Source organism: Streptomyces sp. NPDC059398 (assembly GCF_042751845.1).
Classification (GTDB): domain Bacteria; phylum Actinomycetota; class Actinomycetes; order Streptomycetales; family Streptomycetaceae; genus Streptomyces.
In genome coordinates, this window is record NZ_JBHYWP010000015.1 from 10,878 (window position 1) to 29,615 (window position 18,738).

The following is an 18,738-nucleotide window of genomic DNA, read 5'->3' on the forward strand; positions in this document are numbered from 1 at the left end:
GCGAGAACCCCGTCGGGGTCGCACCCGGCGACCCCGATCCTGGCGTCCCCGACATCGATCGCGAGCCGGCGGCCACGTCGCATCAGGCGGTCTCTCCGACCAGGCGCTCCACGGCGGCCACGGCGTCGCCGATGGCCTCCGGGTTCTGCCCGCCGCCCTGGGCGACGTCCGGCTTGCCGCCCCCGCCGCCGCCGAGAGTCTTGGCGGCGGCCCTGACCAGCTCACCGGCCTTGAGACCCCGGCCGCGGGCGGCCTCGTTGGTGGCGATGACCGTCAGCGGGCGGCCGTTGGCCGTGGTGAAGAGGGCCACCACGGCGGGGCGGTCGCCCTGGATACGGCCCCGTACGTCGAGAACCAGCCTGCGCAGGTCGTCCGCGCCCGTGCCGTCCGGGACCTGCCCGGTGACCAGGGCGACACCGCGTACGTCCTTGGCCCCGGCGGCGAGCCCGGCGGCGGCCTGGAGGACCTTCTCGGCGCGGAACTTCTCGATCTCCTTCTCGGCGTCCCTGAGCTTCGAGAGCATGCCGGAGATCTTCTCGGGCAGCTCGTCGGAGCGGCCCTTGACCAGCTCCTGGAGCTGGGCGACGACCGTGTGCTCACGGGCCAGGAAGTTGTACGCGTCGACCCCGACCAGGGCCTCGATACGGCGCACTCCGGAGCCGATCGAGGACTCACCGAGCAGCTTCACCAGCCCCAGCTGGGCGGTGTTGTGGACATGCGTACCGCCGCAGAGCTCCTTGGAGAAGTCCCCGATGGTGACGACCCGGACGCGCTCGCCGTACTTCTCGCCGAACTCGGCGATGGCGCCCTGCTTCTTGGCGTCGTCGATGGACATGACCTCGGCCTGGACGTCGAGTTCATGGGAGAGGACGTCGTTGATCTTCTGCTCGACATCGGTGAGGACCGTGCCGGGCACGGCGTTGGGCGAACCGAAGTCGAAGCGGAAGCGGCCGGGCGAGTTCTCCGAACCGGCCTGGGCGGCCGTCGGGCCGAGGGCGTCCCGCAGTGCCTGGTGGGTGAGGTGGGTGGCGCTGTGGGCGCGGGCGATGGCCCGGCGGCGGCGCTGGTCGATGGCGGCGTAGGCGGAGGCCCCGACCGTCACCTCGCCCACCTGGACCGAACCCTTGTGCACGGAGACCCCGGGGACCGGCTGCTGGACGTCACGGACCTCCACGACGGCACCCGAGTCGAGCCTGATCCGGCCGGTGTCGGCGAGCTGGCCGCCGCCCTCGGCATAGAACGGGGTCCGGTCGAGGACGATCTCGACCTCGTCGCCCTCGGTGGCGGCGGGCGACGGTACCCCGTCGACGAGCAGTCCGACGATGGTCGACTCGCCCTCGGTCGAGGTGTATCCGGTGAACTCGGTGGCGCCCGAGCGGTCGGCGACGGCGCGGTAGGCGGAGAGGTCGGCGTGGCCGGTCTTCTTGGACCTGGCGTCGGCCTTGGCGCGCTCGCGCTGTTCCTTCATCAGCCGCCGGAAGCCGTCCTCGTCCACGGAGACGCCCTGTTCGGCGGCCATCTCCAGCGTGAGGTCGATCGGGAAGCCCCAGGTGTCGTGGAGCAGGAACGCCTTGTCACCGGCGAGTACCGCGCCGCCGGCCGCCTTGGTCTCGCTGACGGCGGTGTCGAGGATGTTGGTGCCGGCCTTCAGCGTCTTGACGAAGGCGGCCTCCTCGGCGAGGGCGACGGTCTCGATGCGCTTGCGGTCGGTGACCAGCTCCGGGTACTGGTGGCCCATGGTGTTGATCACGGTGTCGACCAGCTCGGCGACGACCGGTCCGGTGGCGCCGAGGAGCCGCATGTTGCGGATGGCCCGGCGCATGATGCGGCGCAGGACGTAGCCGCGGCCCTCGTTGCCGGGGGTCACGCCGTCCCCGATGAGCATCACGGAGGTACGCATGTGGTCGGTGACGACGCGCAGCGAGACGTCCGAGTGCCCGGCCTGGCCGTACCTGACGCCGGTCAGCTCGGTGGCCTTGTCGATGACGACCCGGGAGGTGTCGATCTCGTACAGGTTGGGGACGTCCTGGAGGATCATCGCCAGGCGTTCCAGGCCGAGGCCGGTGTCGATGTTCTTGGACGGCAGGTCGCCGAGGATCGGGAAGTCCTCCTTCCCGTCGCCCGCGCCGCGCTCGAACTGCATGAAGACCAGGTTCCAGATCTCCACGTACCGCTCGTCGTTGACGGCCGGGCCGCCCTCGACGCCGAACTCCGGGCCGCGGTCGTAGTTGATCTCGGAGCACGGTCCGCAGGGTCCGGGGACGCCCATGGACCAGAAGTTGTCCTGCTTGCCCAGCCGCTGGATGCGCTCGGCCGGTACGCCGATCTTCTCGCGCCAGATCTGCTCGGCCTCGTCGTCGTCCAGGTAGACGGTGATCCAGAGCCGCTCCGGGTCGAGGCCGTAGCCACCGTCCGCCACGGAGCTGGTGAGCAGCTCCCAGGCGTACTGGATGGCGCCTTCCTTGAAGTAGTCGCCGAAGGAGAAGTTCCCGCACATCTGGAAGAACGTGCCGTGCCGGGTGGTCTTGCCGACCTCTTCGATGTCCGGCGTGCGCACACACTTCTGCACGCTGGTGGCGCGCGGGGCGGGCGGCTTGGCCTCGCCGAGGAAGTACGGCTTGAACGGGACCATGCCCGCGGGCACGAGCAGCAGAGTCGGGTCGTCCGCGATGAGCGACGCCGAAGGGACGACGGTGTGCCCGCGCTCCTCGAAGAAGCTCAGCCAGCGGCGGCGAATTTCAGCCGACTCCATCAGTGGTCCTCATTCCGGTTGTGCGAGTGCTTGGTGTGTTCGATGGCGGCGAGACGTCGCCGCGCGGGAAGCTGGGCCGGTCCGGGCGGGGCGTCGATACCGAGGACCTCCCCCAGCTCCGCCTCGCGCTGGACCATGCCGGCCCGCACGTCGACGGCGAAGTCCTTCAGGCGGTTCCCCGCGTCGACGGCCTTGTTGGCCGCCTGCGCCGCGAGGCTCTCCGGGCTCAGCTGCCTGATCTTGCGGTTGACCTTGGTGGTGGCCCACACACCGGCTGCGGCGCCGGTGGCGAACCAGAACGTACGGCGGAACATTGCAGCGTCAGCCCTTCCGCTTCCTGCGCCGGGCGGCCGGTACCGTGCGGCCGGCGATCACCGGGCCGCGCCGGATCTCCGGCTCCGCCTCGGTCTTGCGCCCGAGGGCCCGGCGGACGCCGTAGCCAAAGGCCGCCACCTTCACCAGCGGTCCGCCGAAGGTCGATGCGACGGTCGTGGAGAGCGCCGACGCGTTGGAGGTGACCTCCTGGACGTCGGTCGCGATGGCGTCGACCCGCTCCAGCTGGGTCTGCGCCGAACGGACGGCATTCGAGGCGTCGGCGAGCAGCGGCACCGCCTGCTCCGTCACGTCCGCCACCAGCTTGGTGGTCGTCCTGAGCGTCTGGGCCAGCCTCACCAGCACCACGGCGAGGAAGGAGACCAGGATCGCCCAGAAGACGGCCACCAGGATGCCGGCCACCTCTCCACCGGACACGTTGCACCGCTCTCTGGTCGTCGGAAGTCACGTCGTTGGTCACGTCGATTGTGGTCTCCGAGCCTATCGCGCCGGGACTGCGCCCCTGTACCGGATATCCGCTGTGCGTGCCCGGGGTTCCGGCATCGGATTGTACGTAGTGCTGCCCTCCACGTACTCTCCGTGTTCTATGCAACGCGACTCGACCGGCCAGCGGGCCGTTCCCGGAAGCCTTCCCGCAGAGCTCAACCGGTTCGTGGGGCGCAGGGCCGAGGCTGCCGAGCTGAAAAAACTCATCGGATCCTCCCGGCTGGTCACCGTGGTCGGCGTCGGCGGCGTGGGCAAGACACGGCTGGTGACGCAGGTGGCCAGGACTCTGCAGGAACGGTTCTGCGATGGGGTGCGGATGGCCGAGCTGTCCGCGCTGCGCGACCCGGAGCTGATCGAGCACACCCTGGTCGAGGCGCTGGGGCTGACCGACCACACGAGCAGGCCGCCGCGCGAGGTGCTGGCCGGCCATCTCGCGGGCCGCGAGCTGCTGTTCGTGGTCGACGGCTTCGAATTCCTGGTCGACGCGTGCGCCGAACTGCTCCTCGGGCTGTTGCGCGGCGCACCGGGGCTGCGGGTGATCGCGGTCGGCCGGCGGCCCCTGGAGATCGAGGGCGAGCTGACCCTCCCGCTGGCGCCGATGCGGGAGCGGGATGCCGTACGGCTCTTCACCGACCGTGTCTCGGCCGGGCGGCCGGGGTTCCGGTTCGCCCGGGAGGACACCGCGCGGGTGGCGGAGATCTGCAGGCGGCTGGACGGGATCCCGCTTGCGCTGGAGCTGGCGGCGGGGCGGATGCGGGCCCTCTCGGCCGAGCAGGTGCTGGCCAGGCTCGACGACCGGTTCAGACTGCTGACCGGCGGCGGCAGGGGGGTACTGCCGCGCCACCGGACGCTGCGCACGGCCATCGGCTGGAGCCATGAACTCTGCACCGCGGAACAGCGGTTGCTCTGGGCGCGGCTCTCCGTCTTCCCCGGGCCGTTCGACCTGGAGGCGGCCGAGTACATCTGCGGCGGCCCGGAACTGCCGTCCGACTCCGTCCTGGAGGTGCTGGACGAACTGCTCGCCCAGTCCGTGCTGGTACGGGAGGACACCCCGGCGGGCGTGCGCTACCGGATGCTCGGCACGATCCGTGACTACGGGGCGCAGTGGCTCGCCGGTACCGGGGACACCGAGCGGCTCAGACGGCGCCACCGCGACTGGTTCCTGGGCCTTGCCACCTGGTGCGAGCTGGACTGGTTCAGCCCCCGGCAGGCCGCGATCGCGGCCCGGGTGGACAGTGAACTGCCCAGTCTGCGGGGCGCACTGGAGTTCTCGCTGGAACACCCGCAGGACGTACATCTGGCGCAGTACCTGGCGGGCACGCTCTGGTTCTACTGGGTGGGCTGCGGCCGCCTCGCCGAGGGCCGGCACTGGCTGGACCATGTGCTGGGCCCGGACGGCGGGCACGACGGCGCGCGGCTCAAGGCGCTCTGGGTCCTGGGGTACGTGGCGGTGCTCCAGGGGGACGCGGTGGCCGCGGTGGCCGCATTGCAGGAGTGCCACGAGGGGGCGCAGCACACCGATGACGCGGTGGCGGCGGCGTACGCGCTGCACAGGACCGGCTGTCTGGCGCTGGTCACCGATGACATGCCGCGCGCCGAGGAGTTGCTGCGCGAGGCGATCGGCCGGTACCAGGAGCTCGGCGAGCTCAACAGCAATGTCCTGATGGGGCAGGTGGAGCTGGCGATGGCGGTGTGCTTCCGCGGCCGGCTCGCCGAGGCGGCCGCCATCTGCGAGGACGTCGTGACGGTCTGCGAGGACCACGGGGAGCGCTGGGCGCGGGCGTACGCGCTGTATGTGCTGGCCTTCGAAGCCTGGTCCGGCGGCCGGTCCGCACGCTCCCGCGAGCTGCTCGCGGAGTGCCTGGCCATCAGCAACACCTTCCACGATCAGCTGGGCACGGTACTCGCGCTGGAACTGATGGCGCTGCTCACCCTGGAGCGCGGCGAGGCCACGGAGGCCGCGCTGCTGCAGGGCGCGGCGGGGCGGCTCTGGACGTCGGTGGGGCTGCCGCTCTTCGGCTCGGCGCACTTCAACGCGTCCCACCAGCGGTGCGAGGAGGGGTCCCGCACCAAGCTGGGTCCCGAGGTGTACGAGAGTTTCCTGGCCCGGGGCGCACGGCTGGGCCGGGAAGCCGCGGTGGCGCGTGCACTGCACGGCCCCGCGGCACGCGAAGACCCGCCGCCCCCTGCTCCGCGAGGAGCGAGGGAACGACGGGCCGAAGCGGTGAAGCGCGAGGTACGTCCGGATCAGCGGGCGTAGTACTCGACGACCAGCTGCTCGTCGCAGATGACCGGGATTTCCTTGCGGTTCGGGTCGCGGTCCAGGCGGAAGGCCAGGGCCTTCAGGTTCACCTGGAGGTAGCGCGGGGTCTCGCCCTCGGTGTCGTAGCCACCCTCACGGGCGACCTGGAAGGGGACCTTCTCGCGGCTGCGCTCGCGGACCATCACGACGTCGTCGGGACGGACGCGGAACGACGGCTTGTCGACCTTGCCGCCGTTGACCTGGATGTGACCGTGGACGACCATCTGGCGGGCCTGGTAGATGGTGCGGGCGATGCCCGAACGCAGGACCAGGGCGTCGAGACGGCGCTCCAGCTCGACGACCAGCGCCTCGCCGGTCTTGCCTTCGGCCTTCTTGGCGCGGTCGTAGGCGCGGGCCATCTGGCGCTCGCTGATGTCGTACTGGGCGCGCAGACGCTGCTTCTCCAGCAGACGGACCTTGTAGTCCGAGTTCTGCTTGCGGCCACGGCCGTGCTCGCCCGGCGGGTACGGACGGGCCTCGAAGTACTTGACAGCCTTCGGCGTCAGCGCGATACCGAGCGCGCGCGACTTCTTGACCTTGGGACGCGACTGGTTAGGCACGTTCTCCAAACCTCCATGGTTGGGTTAGGTTAGGCTCACCTTACTCAAGGAGATCGCATGTCTCGTCCGGGGAACACCAGTCACATCACGGACAGCACAAAGAAGGCCGACGCTCTGGGCGTCGACGCGACGGAGGTCCGATCAGATCGTGGTCAGCCGCGTCCCAGCGGACTTGAAACCGCCCGGATGCCGTCAGCAGCCGAGCGCACACGAACTCTCGTACAGAGTACCTGCTCCGCGGTACTGCTGGTGACCGGGGTCGAAGCGGCCCTCAGCGACCAGCTGGTCCCGCTCACCCGCAGCACAGGCCCCGACGGGGAGCTGTATCTGCTCTTCCCCGCCGCCTCGCCCGCCGTCCGGGCGGCGACCCACGCGCAGGACGACGAGCTGTCCGCGGTGCTGGAGATCACAGATGTCGCGCCGGTCTCCGTGCCCCACCGGATCCGCGGCCGGGCCTGGGTCTCCGGCTGGCTCACCTCCGTACCCGGTATGGCGGCTCCCGGCCGGATGATGCTGCGGCTGGAGGTCGGGGAGGTGTACGTGGACGACCTCTGGGGGCACGGGAGCGCGGAGCCCGAGGAGTTCGCGGAGGCCGTGGCCGATCCGCTCGCCGGCCATGAGGCCGAGCTGCTCCAGCATCTGCACTCCGCCCACGGCGGCCAGGTGAGCGGCTTGGGGCGGCTGCTCGGCGACCGGGTCCCGGACGGGACGGCAGCGGTACCGCTGGCGCTCGACCGGTTCGGGCTGCGGGTGCGGTTCACCGGGACGCGGTGCTTCGACGCGCGCTTCGACTTCCCCGAGCCGGTGAGCGATGTGACCGGACTGCGCCGGGCCATGCACACGCTCTTCGACGCGGCGGCGGAGTGAGACCGGCGCGCCTGTCACAGGCCCGGGCCGCCGTCCGCACTGAGGCCGGCCTGACGGCCCGCCCTCACCGGCGCCCGTCCCCGCCCTCGCCCGACAGCCGCTCCCGCACCTTCTCGACCACGTCCGCGTAGCGCGCCTCGGCGCCGTACCGGGTGGGCTCGTAGTAGCGCTTGCCCCGCACGGAGTCCGGGGCGTACTGCTGGGCGGCGATGGCGCCCGGGACGTCGTGCGGATAGACGTAGCCCTGGGCGTGGCCGAGCTTGGCAGCGCCCTTGTAGTGCCCGTCGCGCAGATGGGCCGGGACCGGGCCGACCAGACCGGCGCGCACATCGGCGCGGGCGGCGGAGATAGCAGTGGTCGCGGCATTGGACTTCGGGGCGAGCGCCAGCGCGATCGTGGCATGGCTGAGGGTGAGCGCGGCCTCGGGGAAACCGATCAGCGCGACCGCCTGGGCGGCGGCGACCGCGGTCGGCAGCGCGGTGGGATCGGCGAGACCGATGTCCTCGCTCGCGGAGATCATCAGCCGCCTGGCGATGAACCTCGGGTCCTCCCCCGCCTCGATCATCCGGGCCAGATAGTGCAGGGCCGCGTCCACGTCCGAGCCCCGGATCGACTTGATCAGGGCGCTCGCCACGTCGTAGTGCTGGTCGCCGTCCCGGTCGTACGCCACGGCGGCGCGGTCGACCGTCTCCTCCAGCGTGGCGAGCGTGATCTCCTGATCGGACTTGGCCATCGCGGCGCCGGCTGCCGCTTCGAGCGCGGTGAGAGCGCGGCGGGCGTCACCGCCGGCGATCCGCAGCAGATGGGTCTCGGCCTCGGGGGCCAGCGTGACGGCGCCGCCGAGTCCGCGCTCCTCGGAGAGCGCCCGGTGCAGCAACGCGCGCAGATCGTCGTCGGTGAGCGGTTCCAGTGTGAGCAGCAGGGACCGGGAGAGCAGCGGCGAGATGATCGAGAAGTACGGATTCTCGGTGGTCGCGGCGACCAGCGTGACCCAGCGGTTCTCCACCGCGGGGAGCAGTGAGTCCTGCTGGGCCTTGCTGAAGCGGTGGATCTCGTCGAGGAAGAGGACGGTCTCCTTGCCGTAACCCCCCGAGGCCCGGCGCGCGCCGTCGATGACGGCACGCACCTCCTTGACGCCCGCGGTGATGGCGGAGAGCTCGACGAACCGCTTCTTGGTGGCCTGGCTCACGACATAGGCGAGGGTCGTCTTGCCGATGCCCGGCGGCCCCCAGAGCAGCACCGACGAGGGCCCGGCGGGCCCGCCGCCGGACTCGCCGACGAGCCGTCGCAGCGGTGAACCCTGCTTGAGCAGATGCTGCTGCCCCACTACTTCGTCCAGGGTGCGCGGGCGCATCCGTACAGCCAGGGGGCTGCTGGACGGGTCCTTCTCCTGGCGCTCTTCGGCCGCGGCGGTGAACAGATCGGGTTCCACGGAGAAAACCCTATGTCACCCCACTGACAACGCCGCCGGGGCCGGTGACCGGCCCGCCCGCCGCCGTGTCCGCCGAGGTCAGTGCGCCCCGGTCCAGAAGTCCCACCAGCGGGTGAGGATCAGCATGCCGATGATCCCGATGTGCAGGACGGGGAGCACCCAGGTGAACTCGCCGAAGAAGCTCCGCAGCCAGCCGGGGGCGGCCAGCAGGCCGTGCCGGATGTTGTGCGAGGTGACGTACCAGAAGAGGGTGATCGTGCCCACCCAGGCCAGGCAGCACCAGAGGCAGAGCGAGTTGATGTTGTACAGGGACTGGTACTGGAGCCAGCTGACGAATCCGACGCCGAAGAGGCAGCCCGCGTTGAACGTCAGCCAGTACCAGCGGCTGTAGCGCCCGCCCGCGATCAGGCTCATCCCGACGGCGATCACCACGGCGTAGGTGGCGAGCCCCAGCATCGGATTGGGGAAGCCGAAGACGGAGGCCTGCGCGCTCTTCATCACGTTGCCGCAGGACACCACCGGGTTGAGGCTGCAGCCGGGGGTGAAGTTCGGGTTCTTCAGGAGCTTGAACTCGTCGAGGGTGATGACCCACGCCGCCAGGAGACCGGCGGCACCGGAGATCACCAGGAGCCAGCCGAAGGCACGGCTCGCGCCGGTCTTCCCGTCCTGCTTCGCGGACACGTCATCAACCACTGTCGTCGTCATCATGCCGATCCATCGCTCCTGTGGCCTGTGGGCAGGCTCATTGTGCCGCACCGCACGGGGTCCGCACTGTTCGATAGAGATAAGGAGACGCGCGTACCCGTACGGAGCGGGCCGCCCGGCCCGTGGCTCCGCAGTGCGGTGAGGCGTACGGCCGGGGGCCGCCGGCGGTCCCGCGGTACGGCGGTGTCGTCGCGGTCGGGCCGACCCGACCCGGTGCGACCTGGGCTTTCGTGGCGGAGCAGCCCTCCGGGGCGGCGGGCGTCCGAGGAGCCGGCGCCGGAGGTTCCGGTGCGCGGGCACGGAGCGCCGCTTCCGGTGCGCGGCCGGGCCACCCGGTGCGGGGACCGGTCCGGCCGCCGTGAAACCGTACCCGGCGATCATGCGTAGCAATTCCCCGGACGGATGGACCGGACTCACCGGGTTGACGTCCCCGGGCCCCCCGGGGCGGGGGCGGTTTTCCCGGCTCCGGTGCGGGTATCCTTCTAGCTTTGTGTGGGGGGGGACACCCCCCCCCCCACCGACGCGCTGCTCAGTCGGACTCTGCGGAGGCCGCCGCCTTCTTCTTCGGGGCGGCGGCCTTCTTCGCGCGGGTGGCGGGGGCGGGGCGCCAGGCATGCAACGTGTCGTCGGTCAGGCCGAGTTCGCCCTGCTTCTGCTGCCGGAAGGCGAGAATTTCGGCGGCGGGGGACGCGCCGAACTCGGCGTCGTACTCGCCGTACCACTGGTCCAGCCAGGGCTGGAGCTCAAGCAGCCCGGCCAGGAACGGCACGATCTCCTCGCTGCCGAGACCGGCGGTCTGGATATACGAGGCGAGGGCGAGCGCCTGCTCCAGGTGGTCCCAGCCGGCCCACCCGTACAGCTCGGGCGACTGCGCGTTCACCGTGCCGTACGAGACGAACCGCTCCTTGGGCACGTCGAGCTTGCCCCGGGCTTTCCAGTAGCTCGGCCTCAGGAAGTCGGGGGGAGCGGAGGTGTATTTCGGAGGCACGGGAGTGCGCTCGCGGACTTTCCTTTTTGCCTGCTCGTCTGGTGCGGCGTCCTCCTCACGCTGCAACTCCCACACGTGCTCCCAGTCCAAGCGCTTTTTCAGCCCAGCGGGCTTGTAACGCAGAGCGGCGACGAATGGCACATGTTCCTCGGTTAGCAGCTCACGCACTGTCTTAGTGAGATCTTGTCGTGGCGCATACAGCTCGGCCACGGCGGTGAAGTTTTCGTCGGTCGACAGGCTCTCGGCGAGCCGCGCGAGGGTAGAGATAGTCGGGTTGTCCTGCTCGTCAAACCAATTCGAGCGGTTCTCGACCCGTTCGAGTAGCCAGGCACGTAGTGCCTTCTGACGCATCGAGTCCCAGCCCTCGCTTGCCCAGCGCCGCTTGTACTCTTGGCGCTCAACCATGCCGATGGCACGATTGGACTCAATGGCTTCAATGCGCTTCTTGACGAGTGTTCGGTAGTCGGCGGGCCAGTGGACGGGAATCTCGGTGACTGGAGTGTACTGGTGATTGTGGTGACGGAACCACGAAGTGTTGACCTCGCCACGCTTCAACTTGCGAGCGAGCGCGATGGCAAAGGCTCGCTCCGCAGGCGCCGTTTCGGGAAGCGTTGATGGATCGGCTGTCAGGTCTTCGTCCAGGAGTCCGTACAGGCGATACACCTGCCAGTCGAGTTCTTCCTGGAGCGTGATCATGCGTCCGCGAATGGAACGGAACTGAGCCTCGGCCTCGCGGAGAGACGAGGCGGTAGGGACGGCCTCAGAAACGAGTGCGGAGGCAGACGTAGCGGTGAGCTGTCGGGCCAGGTTGTCCAGCTCTCTAGCGAGGGCTGTCGGGTACTCCGAAGGAAGGGGGAACTCTTCGAGCTTCGTCCCTGTGAACTCGAACCGGTGCTCCCACGGTTCATCCGCGCCAGCGGTATCTGCGCCTGGACGGCCCTTGTCGTGACTTACCTGACGTAGCCAGAAACCAGCCGTGGAACTATTGAGGAGTCCGAGCAGTCGTACATGTTCTTCCTCCGTCGCCCCTTCCCGCAGCTTGATCACCGGCGCGGACTGCTTGAATACCTTCCCGCCTCGATCCAGCACGAAATGGTTGTGTGTCGCCACGAATGCGAATGTGAGTGACAAGGGCGTCGCATAGCGCTCAGGGACCCATCGATACCAAGCCCACCACGCTTTCCCTGTGTCGGCATGTGACTTTCCGTCGAAGTCTTTGGTCGACTTCAGCTGTGTGCGGAGCGGCCACAGAGCACGGCCCCAGGGGCTATGCTCATCCCAAGTGGCTGGCTTCAAATCTGCGGTGTAGGGAGTGATGGCGGACTCGACGCAGTTTTCGGCCCAGTCTCTGATTACTTCACCGATGACCAGTTCACGTGCTACGGAATCGGAAATGCCCTTACGTTGCAGAGCGTCGGTTGTGCTGATGAACGCGTCATCCTGACCGGGGAAGCTAGCGAATCCGATCGGGCGAGACAGAGTGCTCCGCAAGCGATCACGTGCCGAAGCCGCGATGGTTTCGTTGAGTTCCAGGCCGCCGTCAGCCAGGATCCACGGCTGCTTCGCGAAATACTGACCTCTCTCCAGGTCGTCCGCCGAAACCCACTGCCCGACACTTCCCGGCCGATCGATCTGCTCCTCGATTGCCCGCCACACGAGCCCCTCTTCCGGGCTGTCCGGTGCTGATGGCTCTCCCTGTACGCTCCGCACGGTCCGGATCGAGGGCTGACGCTTCGAGCCCTCCCTGGAGCGACCTACCAGGATGACCGTCGGCGTCCCGTGCCCCGGAATGTACGCCCCCGACGTGTCGATGACCTCCGTCAGTTCGACCTTGTGCGCGAAGAACTCCTCGATGAGCTTCGTACCGAACTCCCGCTTCATGAAGGAGTTCGCCGTGATCTGGCCGACCATGCCGTACCCGGCCTCATCGCCCCCGCCCCGCTTGGCGAGCTCGAAGAATCTCTGAGCGAACGGCACCGACAGCGCGTACGTTCCCGCACACGCGTCGTACAGCTCCCTATACAGCTGGTTCAGCTGTTTGTCCTTGACCGTGATGTACGGCGGATTCCCCACCACCACGTGATACCGCCCCTGCTGCAGAATCCCCGGGTACTCGTGCACGTCCTCCGTCGCGTACGAGAACTCGGCCAGCGGGTCACCAGCCGCACCCTCCTCCCCAAGGCCCAGCTGAAGCTCCAACTGCCGGTCCTTGATCAGCGAGTCGCCCACCGCCAGCTGGATCGGCCACTCGTACTCCCGCGCCGCCCCGAACGTCCGCAACCCGCTCGCCGCCATCGCCGCAACGAGCAGCCGGAATCGCGCCACCGCCACCGCGAACGGGTTCAGGTCCACCCCGTGCACCGACTCCAGCGCCGCCCGCACTCGCTCGTACGCCCCGACCTCCGGCCGCTCCTCGGCCCACAGCCGCACGAGCCTCCGGAACGCGCCCAGCACAAAGTGCCCCGACCCGCAGGTCGGGTCGATCATCTTCAGCTCTTCGAAGCCGAACTCCCGTACCGCAGGCGTCATCGTCCGGTCGAGGATGAACTCCTCGACGAATTCCGGGGTCTGGAGCAGCGCGTACGTCTTCCGCGCCGCCTCGCTCAGGTCCTGGTACAGGTCGCCCAGGAACCGGGTGTCCCAGCCCTCCGTCCCGTCCTCGATCAGCGGGTCCGTGAAGTCGTGCACCAGCACCGACGTGCTGCCTGAGCCGTCCTCCGGCTCTGTCCCCGCCTCCACCGACTTCTGCTCCCGCCAGAACGCCAGCAGCGCTCCCGCCCCGTCGTGAGACAGCGGAATCTGGTACAGCGGATTGTGGTCCCGGTCGAACAGCAGCCGCCCCGCCTGCCCCGCCCCCAGCTCCGCGAACGCCGTCTCCAGCCACCCGCGATACGTCGGGTCGGCGTCCTTCGCCATGTACTCCTCGTACCGGGCCTGGGCGACCTCGCGCCCCGCCACGTCCGGCGCCGTGATGTACGGCTGCGCGATCAGCCGGTTGTCCTCGCTGAACCGGACGAAGACCGTGCCGAGCACCCACGCCACCGCGACCTGCGTGACCCGCTCTCCGAGCCAGGAGTTCCAGGTCGCCGCCGTACGCCCCAGCTTCTTCGCCTGGTCGTACTCGCCGCGCAGCCGTGCTCCTACCTCGGGAACGGCCTTGACCTGCGCGTCCAGGTCGGTCTCTGCCGCCTTGACCTGCTTCTGCAGGTCGTTGAGGAGGCTCTTGCGGTCGATCACGGACTGCTCCCGAAATTGTGGCTGAAAGGCGAGACGAGAAGGAGGAAAGAAGAGGAGAGAGAAGCGACGAACCGCGTCCGTGCGTCCGGCGTCAGACAGCGTCCGGTGCCAGATGCTTCCGCGCGACCCACGCGTCCGGCACGACGATCCACTCGTCGAACCCGGCCTGGTACGGAACGCTCTGCCCGGCCAGCCTCGGCGCACGCGCCGGGTCGGACTGGGCGACGAGCAGCCACAGCGGGCTGCCGCCCTGCCGCGACTCCTCGGCGAGGCGGCCCAGGAGGTCGAACGCGTCGTACCGGGCGAGTGCCGCCGTGTCGGTGAGGAGCAGCGGACCGCTGCCCTGCGCCAGACGCTCGCGAAGCAGTGGCTCGACCCGCCCCCACGCCTTGTCCGTACGGACCCGCAACTGCTGATGGGGCCGCGTGCCCGTTTCGGCGGCGTCCGCCTTGAGGATGGTCTCCCAGGTCGGCTTGGCCGCCTCGGCGATCACGCCACGCAGCTCGGCAAGGAACAGCCCGGTCAGCGATACGACGCCCACCCCGTACGGCTCGCCGGCCAGCCGCCGTACCGTCGCCTCCGCACCCCGGTGCGGCACGGTCAGGACCCGGAACCCGTCCTGCCCCGCCGAGTGCACGAGCCGCTGCTCGGCCTTCACCGCCGCGGCGACCGCCGCATCCGCGTCGTACTGCGTCGGCGCGGACCGCCGCCCGGCCGAGGCCGCGACACCCCAACTCGCGGACGTCAGACCGCTGGTGAACTCCCCGGCGGGCCGGTCCGGGACGAGGCGCAGGGTCTTGTCGTAGCGGGTCGCCAGCTTCAGCTCGAAACCGGCCTCCTTCAGCAACCGCACCAGCGCGCTGCCGACCGGCAGTTCGCGCGGGACGAGGGGATCCTCGCCCAAGTCGGGGAAGCGGGTCGCGACCCGCTTGTGCAGAGCGTCGACGGTGAGCCCCGGCTGGCGCTCCTCCTCGACACCCGGCTGCACGGCGACCACGCCGGCCTGGGTGATCCGCAGTGCACGGACGAGGTCCAGGTCGCGTGGATAGATCTCCAGGCGGGGCGTGAGCGCGGCCCCGGGGGAAGCCGCGACCGCGATCTCGGCCGTCCGCCGCTCGTCCCAGCCGAGTGCCCCCGGCGGCTGCCGGACCGCGGCCAGCTTGGTGAGGACCGTGCTCGCCGTCGGCAGGGACTCCAGGCCCGCCAGCTCGTCCGCCTGCGTGCCCAGCTTCAGCGCGTACTCCTGGAGGGCCGGCAGGGTCGGGGTGTCCGCCCCGTCGTCACTGTCCTCTCCGTCGCGGACATCGATGACGATCAGTCCGAGCACCGGGTCGGCGCCCTTGGGCAGCCGGGCGTGGAAGTAGCGGAACCGCGGAGGCGTCTCCTCGTACTGCTCCCGGAACTGCTCCCGCTCCACCACCGCACGCAGCAGCGACAGCGCCAGCGCACGCCGGTCGCGTCGCTTCGCCACCTTGCTGCCCCGCTGGGCGAGCAGCGCATCGGCGAGTTCGAGCACCGGCACGACCCGGCCGCGCTCGGCGACCAGGTCGATCAGTTCGTCGCTCAGCAGCTTCAGCGCGGGATCGTTGTACCAGCGCTCGCGCGATTTCTTCACGATCTGCGGGATGCGGCCCACCGTGAGGCCAAGGGCTTTGGCGACGTCCGTCTGCCGGACCCAGGGCAGCCCCTCGGGCAGGTCACCGTTCTCATCGGGAAGCCGGAGCAGCAACCGTACGGCCTCGCGCTCCTTGACGTTGGAACGGGCGTTGCCGCCCGACGGACGCGGCACCAAGCGAGACGCAAGGGCGTCCAGACTCAGCCCGCGCAGCACCTCCGGGCCGGTGTCGCCGCCGACCACCGCGACCGCTTCGGCGACCGCCTGCTCCAGCTCGGTGACCTCCTCGCGGGCGGCCTTGAGCGCCTCCTTGCTCATCGGCGCCGGTGTCTTGCCGAGTCGCAGGTTCCACTGCTTCTGCCGGTTCTGGATCTCCGTGCGGGTCCGTGCGCCCATGCCCGGGGCGGTCAGGAACTTCCGCACCGAGTAGTCGAGGACGTCCCCCACGGTGTTCAGGCCCAGGTCGAACAGCTGGGACTGTGCCGCGAGGGTCAGGCCCGCCACCGACAGCGGCGTGGAACGGTCCGCCCGCTCCGCCTGTTCGTCACGGATCTCCTCGGCCGAGGTGTCGTCGTCGCCCTGGCCGATCTGCGGCGCAGCGCTTTCTACCGCCACCACCTTGCTGCCGTGCCCGGAGCTCGGCGCTGTCGTCCGCTGGGCGTCAAGGAAGATCGCATTCCAGGCGCGCTCCATCGGCTTCAGATCGGGGAAGCGGTTCTTCACGTCCCGGGCCAGAGCCTTGCGGAAGAAGGCCACCAGGCCGTCCCGCACCGGATCGTCGAAGGCGTCGGAGGCCAGCTGTGGGTACGGCCACTCCTTCGGACCGGTCTGCCGGGGCGTGACCGAGCCGTCTCCCCAGCGGGGCAGCTCGCGGGAAGCCATCTCGTGCAGAGTGACAGCCAGCGCGTACCGCTCGGCGTGGCCGTCGTACGAACCGCGCGTGATGATCCCGACGAACGGGTCGAGATAGCCCTCGGTGCCCGCCTCGATCTCCTTCGCGGGATAACCGGCGAGCGAGAAGTCGATCATCACAAGCTGACGGGTGCCATTGGGACGGATCCGGATCGCGATGTTGTCCGGCTTCAGGTCCCTGTGCCAGATTCCCTCCGCCTCCAAGTGCTCCACCGCGCCGAACAGGTATTTTCCGTACGTCTCCAGCTGGTCCATGCGGAGGCGGCCGTAGTCCCGCAGCTGACGGGCGACGGTGTCCTCGCGTCTGCGTGCGGCCTTGCCCGTGCTCTCCGTGTCCAGTGCGCGGTTGTCACCCACGTACTCCAGGGCGAGCACCCTGCGGCCCGCGAGGGTCAGCGGCTCCCGCTCGTACAGCGCGATGATGCTGGAATCCCGGTGGATCCGGCCCAGGACATCGGCCTCGCGGTCGAGCACCACGTGCTTGGCCTCGCTGAGCGCGACCTTGAGCACCGCGACCGGCAGGCTGCCGCTGCGCCGGGGCTCACCGGCCAGGTCACGGACCAGGAACGCGCGCGACGTCGAGCCGGTACCGAGACGGCGCACGATCTCCCAGCGTCCGGCGAACACGTCACCGGCCATGGCTTCCAGTGGGTCCTTCTCCGGCTCGGTCCGCTCTCCGCCGGCCTGTGGGGCCGGAGGAGCATCGGCAGCCGGCTCCCCACTCGCGGCGTCGTCGAGAGACACAGCCTGCTGTGTGAACGCCTCCTCGACGAATTCCAGCATCTCCAGGAAGTCGTCGATCGTGGAGAGGCGACGGTTCGGCTCGTACGCGGTGGATGCCTCCACCAGATCGTCGATGTCGGGGTTGAGGCCGTCCACCAGCGCGCTCGGGGCGAGCGTCTCACCCGCCTCCAGGCGGGACAGGACCTCGCTCTGGGTCGCACCCGGCGCCTGCCCGGTGACCAGGAGATACGTGAGAACGCCGAGCCCGTACACATCGAGCCGGACCGGGTCCGCCCTGGGGATCCGCAGCTCGGGGGCCAGATACGGGTCGGCCTGCTGGGAGACGTGCAGACCGGACACATGCGAGGTGGCCAGCGTCAGCGGCTTGCCCTGGCTGGCGCTGTGCCCGGAGGCGATCTGCCAGTCCGCGATCTGCAGCCGGGGGCTCAGCCAGCGCTGCTCCTCGCCCAGTTCGCGCCCGCGCGGACCGCGGTTGCGCGGGATCACGTGCACCGCGTGCGCCGACAGCGTGCGGTGATGGAGCCGGTTGGAGTGCGCGGAGCGGAGCGTCTCGGCGAGCTGGCGGACCAGTGCGAGACGGCCGGGCAGGCCGAGGCGCTCTCCGTGCTCCACCAGGTAGTCGTCGAGCCTGAGGGTCTCCGGGTGGTAGTCGAAGAGGATCGTCGGGCCTGCGGGATGTCCCGACGGCAGGTAGCTCTTCAGCTGGACGACGCCCGGGTGCCGGAACCGGCTGAGCACCGTGGCCTCACGAGCGGCGGCCTTCTCCACTGAGGCGCGCTCGGTGTCCGAAGCACCCCGCTCGCTGAGGAAGACCCGCACCCGCGCCAGATCGTGCAACTGGGTGTGACTCCCCAGGTAGTCGGCCCAGGTCGGACCGGAGTCGAACGACTTCGTCTCCAGGAGATACGACCCGACCTCGTGCTGACGGCGGACGGACGCGATACCTAGCTGCTTGAGGGCCGCGCCGACCTGGCGGGAGACCCCGGCGGTCACCTGCCCCCGGGCATCCTCCGGGGGAACGGCGAGCATCTCGACCAGTTGCCTGATCTTGAAGACGCCATTCAGGTCGGCGCCCGCCAGGTTCACCCGAAACTTGTCGTCGGTGAAGCAGACCGCCTCACCCACCCAGATCCTCGGGCGCCCGGGGCCACGCCCCACGACGTTCCCGATCAGGCCCGCCAGCTCCTTGGCCTTCTGATTGGTCAGGTGCAGCGGATTGCCGTGCCGACGCTGGGTACCGCCGGGTGTCGTCTGCACCCAGCTGTTCCCGCCGCCGCTCACCGACCCGTGCCAGTCCTTGAGCTCGACCAGGAACACACCGGCTGGCGCGGTGACCATGAGATCGATCTCGCGGACGTGCCCGCTGTTCGCCGTGAAGGTGAAGTTCGACCAGGCACGCCAAGGCTCCTCGTTCGGCAGGAGCCTGCGGATCGCCTCAAGACCGCGGCGCTCGTGCTCGAACTCGGACTCGGTGACCGTCGTCCACCGGCCATCCTCCATGTGGCTCCTGCCCCGTGTCAGCTCATGCGCGTGTGTGCCGGTCGCATTCCTGCTGGTGCGACCCAGACAGCCCGGCTGAATTCTCTGGAAGAAATCCTAGACGGTGACACTGACATCAGGTGGTCCAGAAGTGACAGCGGCGATACAACGGCAGGCCAGAGGACTGGAGGGGGTGCCGGCCCGACTGTCGGGCCGGCCGGGAGCCGAGGCGAGCGGCGGGACAGGCGTGCCCCCCCATCCACCCGGGGGGGTGGGGGTGAGTTTGGGTGGTGTGAGGGGGAGAGCGGGGGGTTGGCTAGTGGGGA

The 18,738-nt window shown here is 69.6% G+C and carries 10 protein-coding genes and 1 pseudogene; 2 read left to right on the forward strand and 9 right to left on the reverse strand.

The genetic code is table 11. The features are described from left to right. From ACFXBC_RS08115 to ACFXBC_RS08130, 4 genes and pseudogenes are all read right to left on the reverse strand, one after another. Positions 1 to 83 (reverse strand): annotated as a pseudogene (locus ACFXBC_RS08115) (Holliday junction resolvase RuvX); the annotation flags it as partial. Beyond that, positions 83 to 2,752: an alanine--tRNA ligase gene (gene alaS, locus ACFXBC_RS08120; protein WP_385019997.1), complete on the reverse strand. Its 2,670-nt coding sequence runs from the start codon at positions 2,750 to 2,752 to the stop codon at positions 83 to 85. The pseudogene ACFXBC_RS08115 and the gene alaS, both read right to left, overlap by 1 nt. Continuing rightward, positions 2,752 to 3,066, reverse strand: a complete 315-nt coding sequence (locus ACFXBC_RS08125; RefSeq protein WP_385020000.1) for a hypothetical protein — start codon at positions 3,064 to 3,066, stop codon at positions 2,752 to 2,754. Before ACFXBC_RS08125 ends, alaS begins: the two co-directional genes overlap by 1 nt. Before the next feature lie 7 nt (positions 3,067 to 3,073). After that, positions 3,074 to 3,502, reverse strand: coding sequence for a DUF948 domain-containing protein (locus tag ACFXBC_RS08130; protein WP_385020003.1), 429 nt, complete (start codon positions 3,500 to 3,502; stop codon positions 3,074 to 3,076). Between the two features lie 169 nt (positions 3,503 to 3,671). Here ACFXBC_RS08130 and ACFXBC_RS08135 point away from each other — a divergent pair, with 169 nt between their 5' ends. Then, positions 3,672 to 5,831: an ATP-binding protein gene (locus ACFXBC_RS08135; RefSeq protein ID WP_385020006.1), complete on the forward strand. Its 2,160-nt coding sequence runs from the start codon at positions 3,672 to 3,674 to the stop codon at positions 5,829 to 5,831. Here ACFXBC_RS08135 and rpsD read toward each other — a convergent pair. Further along, positions 5,819 to 6,433: a 30S ribosomal protein S4 gene (gene rpsD / locus ACFXBC_RS08140; protein ID WP_164265384.1), complete on the reverse strand. Its 615-nt coding sequence runs from the start codon at positions 6,431 to 6,433 to the stop codon at positions 5,819 to 5,821. The genes ACFXBC_RS08135 and rpsD overlap by 13 nt on opposite strands. Positions 6,434 to 6,619: 186 nt before the next feature. Here rpsD and ACFXBC_RS08145 point away from each other — a divergent pair, with 186 nt between their 5' ends. Continuing rightward, positions 6,620 to 7,300 carry a DUF2470 domain-containing protein gene (locus ACFXBC_RS08145; RefSeq protein ID WP_385020149.1) on the forward strand — a complete coding sequence of 227 codons (681 nt, stop codon included), beginning with the start codon at positions 6,620 to 6,622 and terminating at the stop codon, positions 7,298 to 7,300. Between the two features lie 64 nt (positions 7,301 to 7,364). On the opposite strand, the gene ACFXBC_RS08150 is transcribed toward ACFXBC_RS08145, so the two are convergent. From ACFXBC_RS08150 to pglW, 4 genes are all read right to left on the reverse strand, one after another. Continuing rightward, on the reverse strand, positions 7,365 to 8,732 hold the full coding sequence (locus ACFXBC_RS08150; RefSeq protein ID WP_385020009.1) for a replication-associated recombination protein A: 1,368 nt from the start codon (positions 8,730 to 8,732) through the stop codon (positions 7,365 to 7,367). A 78-nt stretch (positions 8,733 to 8,810) separates the two neighbouring features. Continuing rightward, positions 8,811 to 9,437 (reverse strand): vitamin K epoxide reductase family protein, encoded by a 627-nt coding sequence (locus ACFXBC_RS08155; RefSeq protein WP_385020012.1) that lies wholly within the window; start codon positions 9,435 to 9,437, stop codon positions 8,811 to 8,813. Positions 9,438 to 9,966: 529 nt separating this feature from the next. Then, entirely contained in the window at positions 9,967 to 13,662 is a 3,696-nt protein-coding gene (pglX, locus tag ACFXBC_RS08160) for a BREX-2 system adenine-specific DNA-methyltransferase PglX (protein WP_385020016.1), read from the reverse strand. A gap of 91 nt (positions 13,663 to 13,753) precedes the next feature. Continuing rightward, a complete protein-coding gene (gene pglW / locus ACFXBC_RS08165; RefSeq protein WP_385020019.1) occupies positions 13,754 to 18,433 on the reverse strand; it encodes a BREX system serine/threonine kinase PglW in 4,680 nt (1,559 codons plus the stop codon). Positions 18,434 to 18,738 lie beyond the last annotated feature (305 nt).

Bases quoted from the DNA above. Each gene is read 5' to 3' on its own strand.
- alaS (WP_385019997.1), bottom strand. From the start codon at position 2,752: ATGGAGTCGGCTGAAATTCGCCGCCGCTGGCTGAGCTTCTTCGAGGAG.
- ACFXBC_RS08125 (WP_385020000.1), bottom strand. From the start codon at position 3,066: ATGTTCCGCCGTACGTTCTGGTTCGCCACCGGCGCCGCAGCCGGTGTG.
- ACFXBC_RS08135 (WP_385020006.1), top strand. From the start codon at position 3,672: ATGCAACGCGACTCGACCGGCCAGCGGGCCGTTCCCGGAAGCCTTCCC.
- ACFXBC_RS08145 (WP_385020149.1), top strand. From the start codon at position 6,620: ATGCCGTCAGCAGCCGAGCGCACACGAACTCTCGTACAGAGTACCTGC.
- ACFXBC_RS08155 (WP_385020012.1), bottom strand. From the start codon at position 9,437: ATGACGACGACAGTGGTTGATGACGTGTCCGCGAAGCAGGACGGGAAG.
- pglW (WP_385020019.1), bottom strand. From the start codon at position 18,433: ATGGAGGATGGCCGGTGGACGACGGTCACCGAGTCCGAGTTCGAGCAC.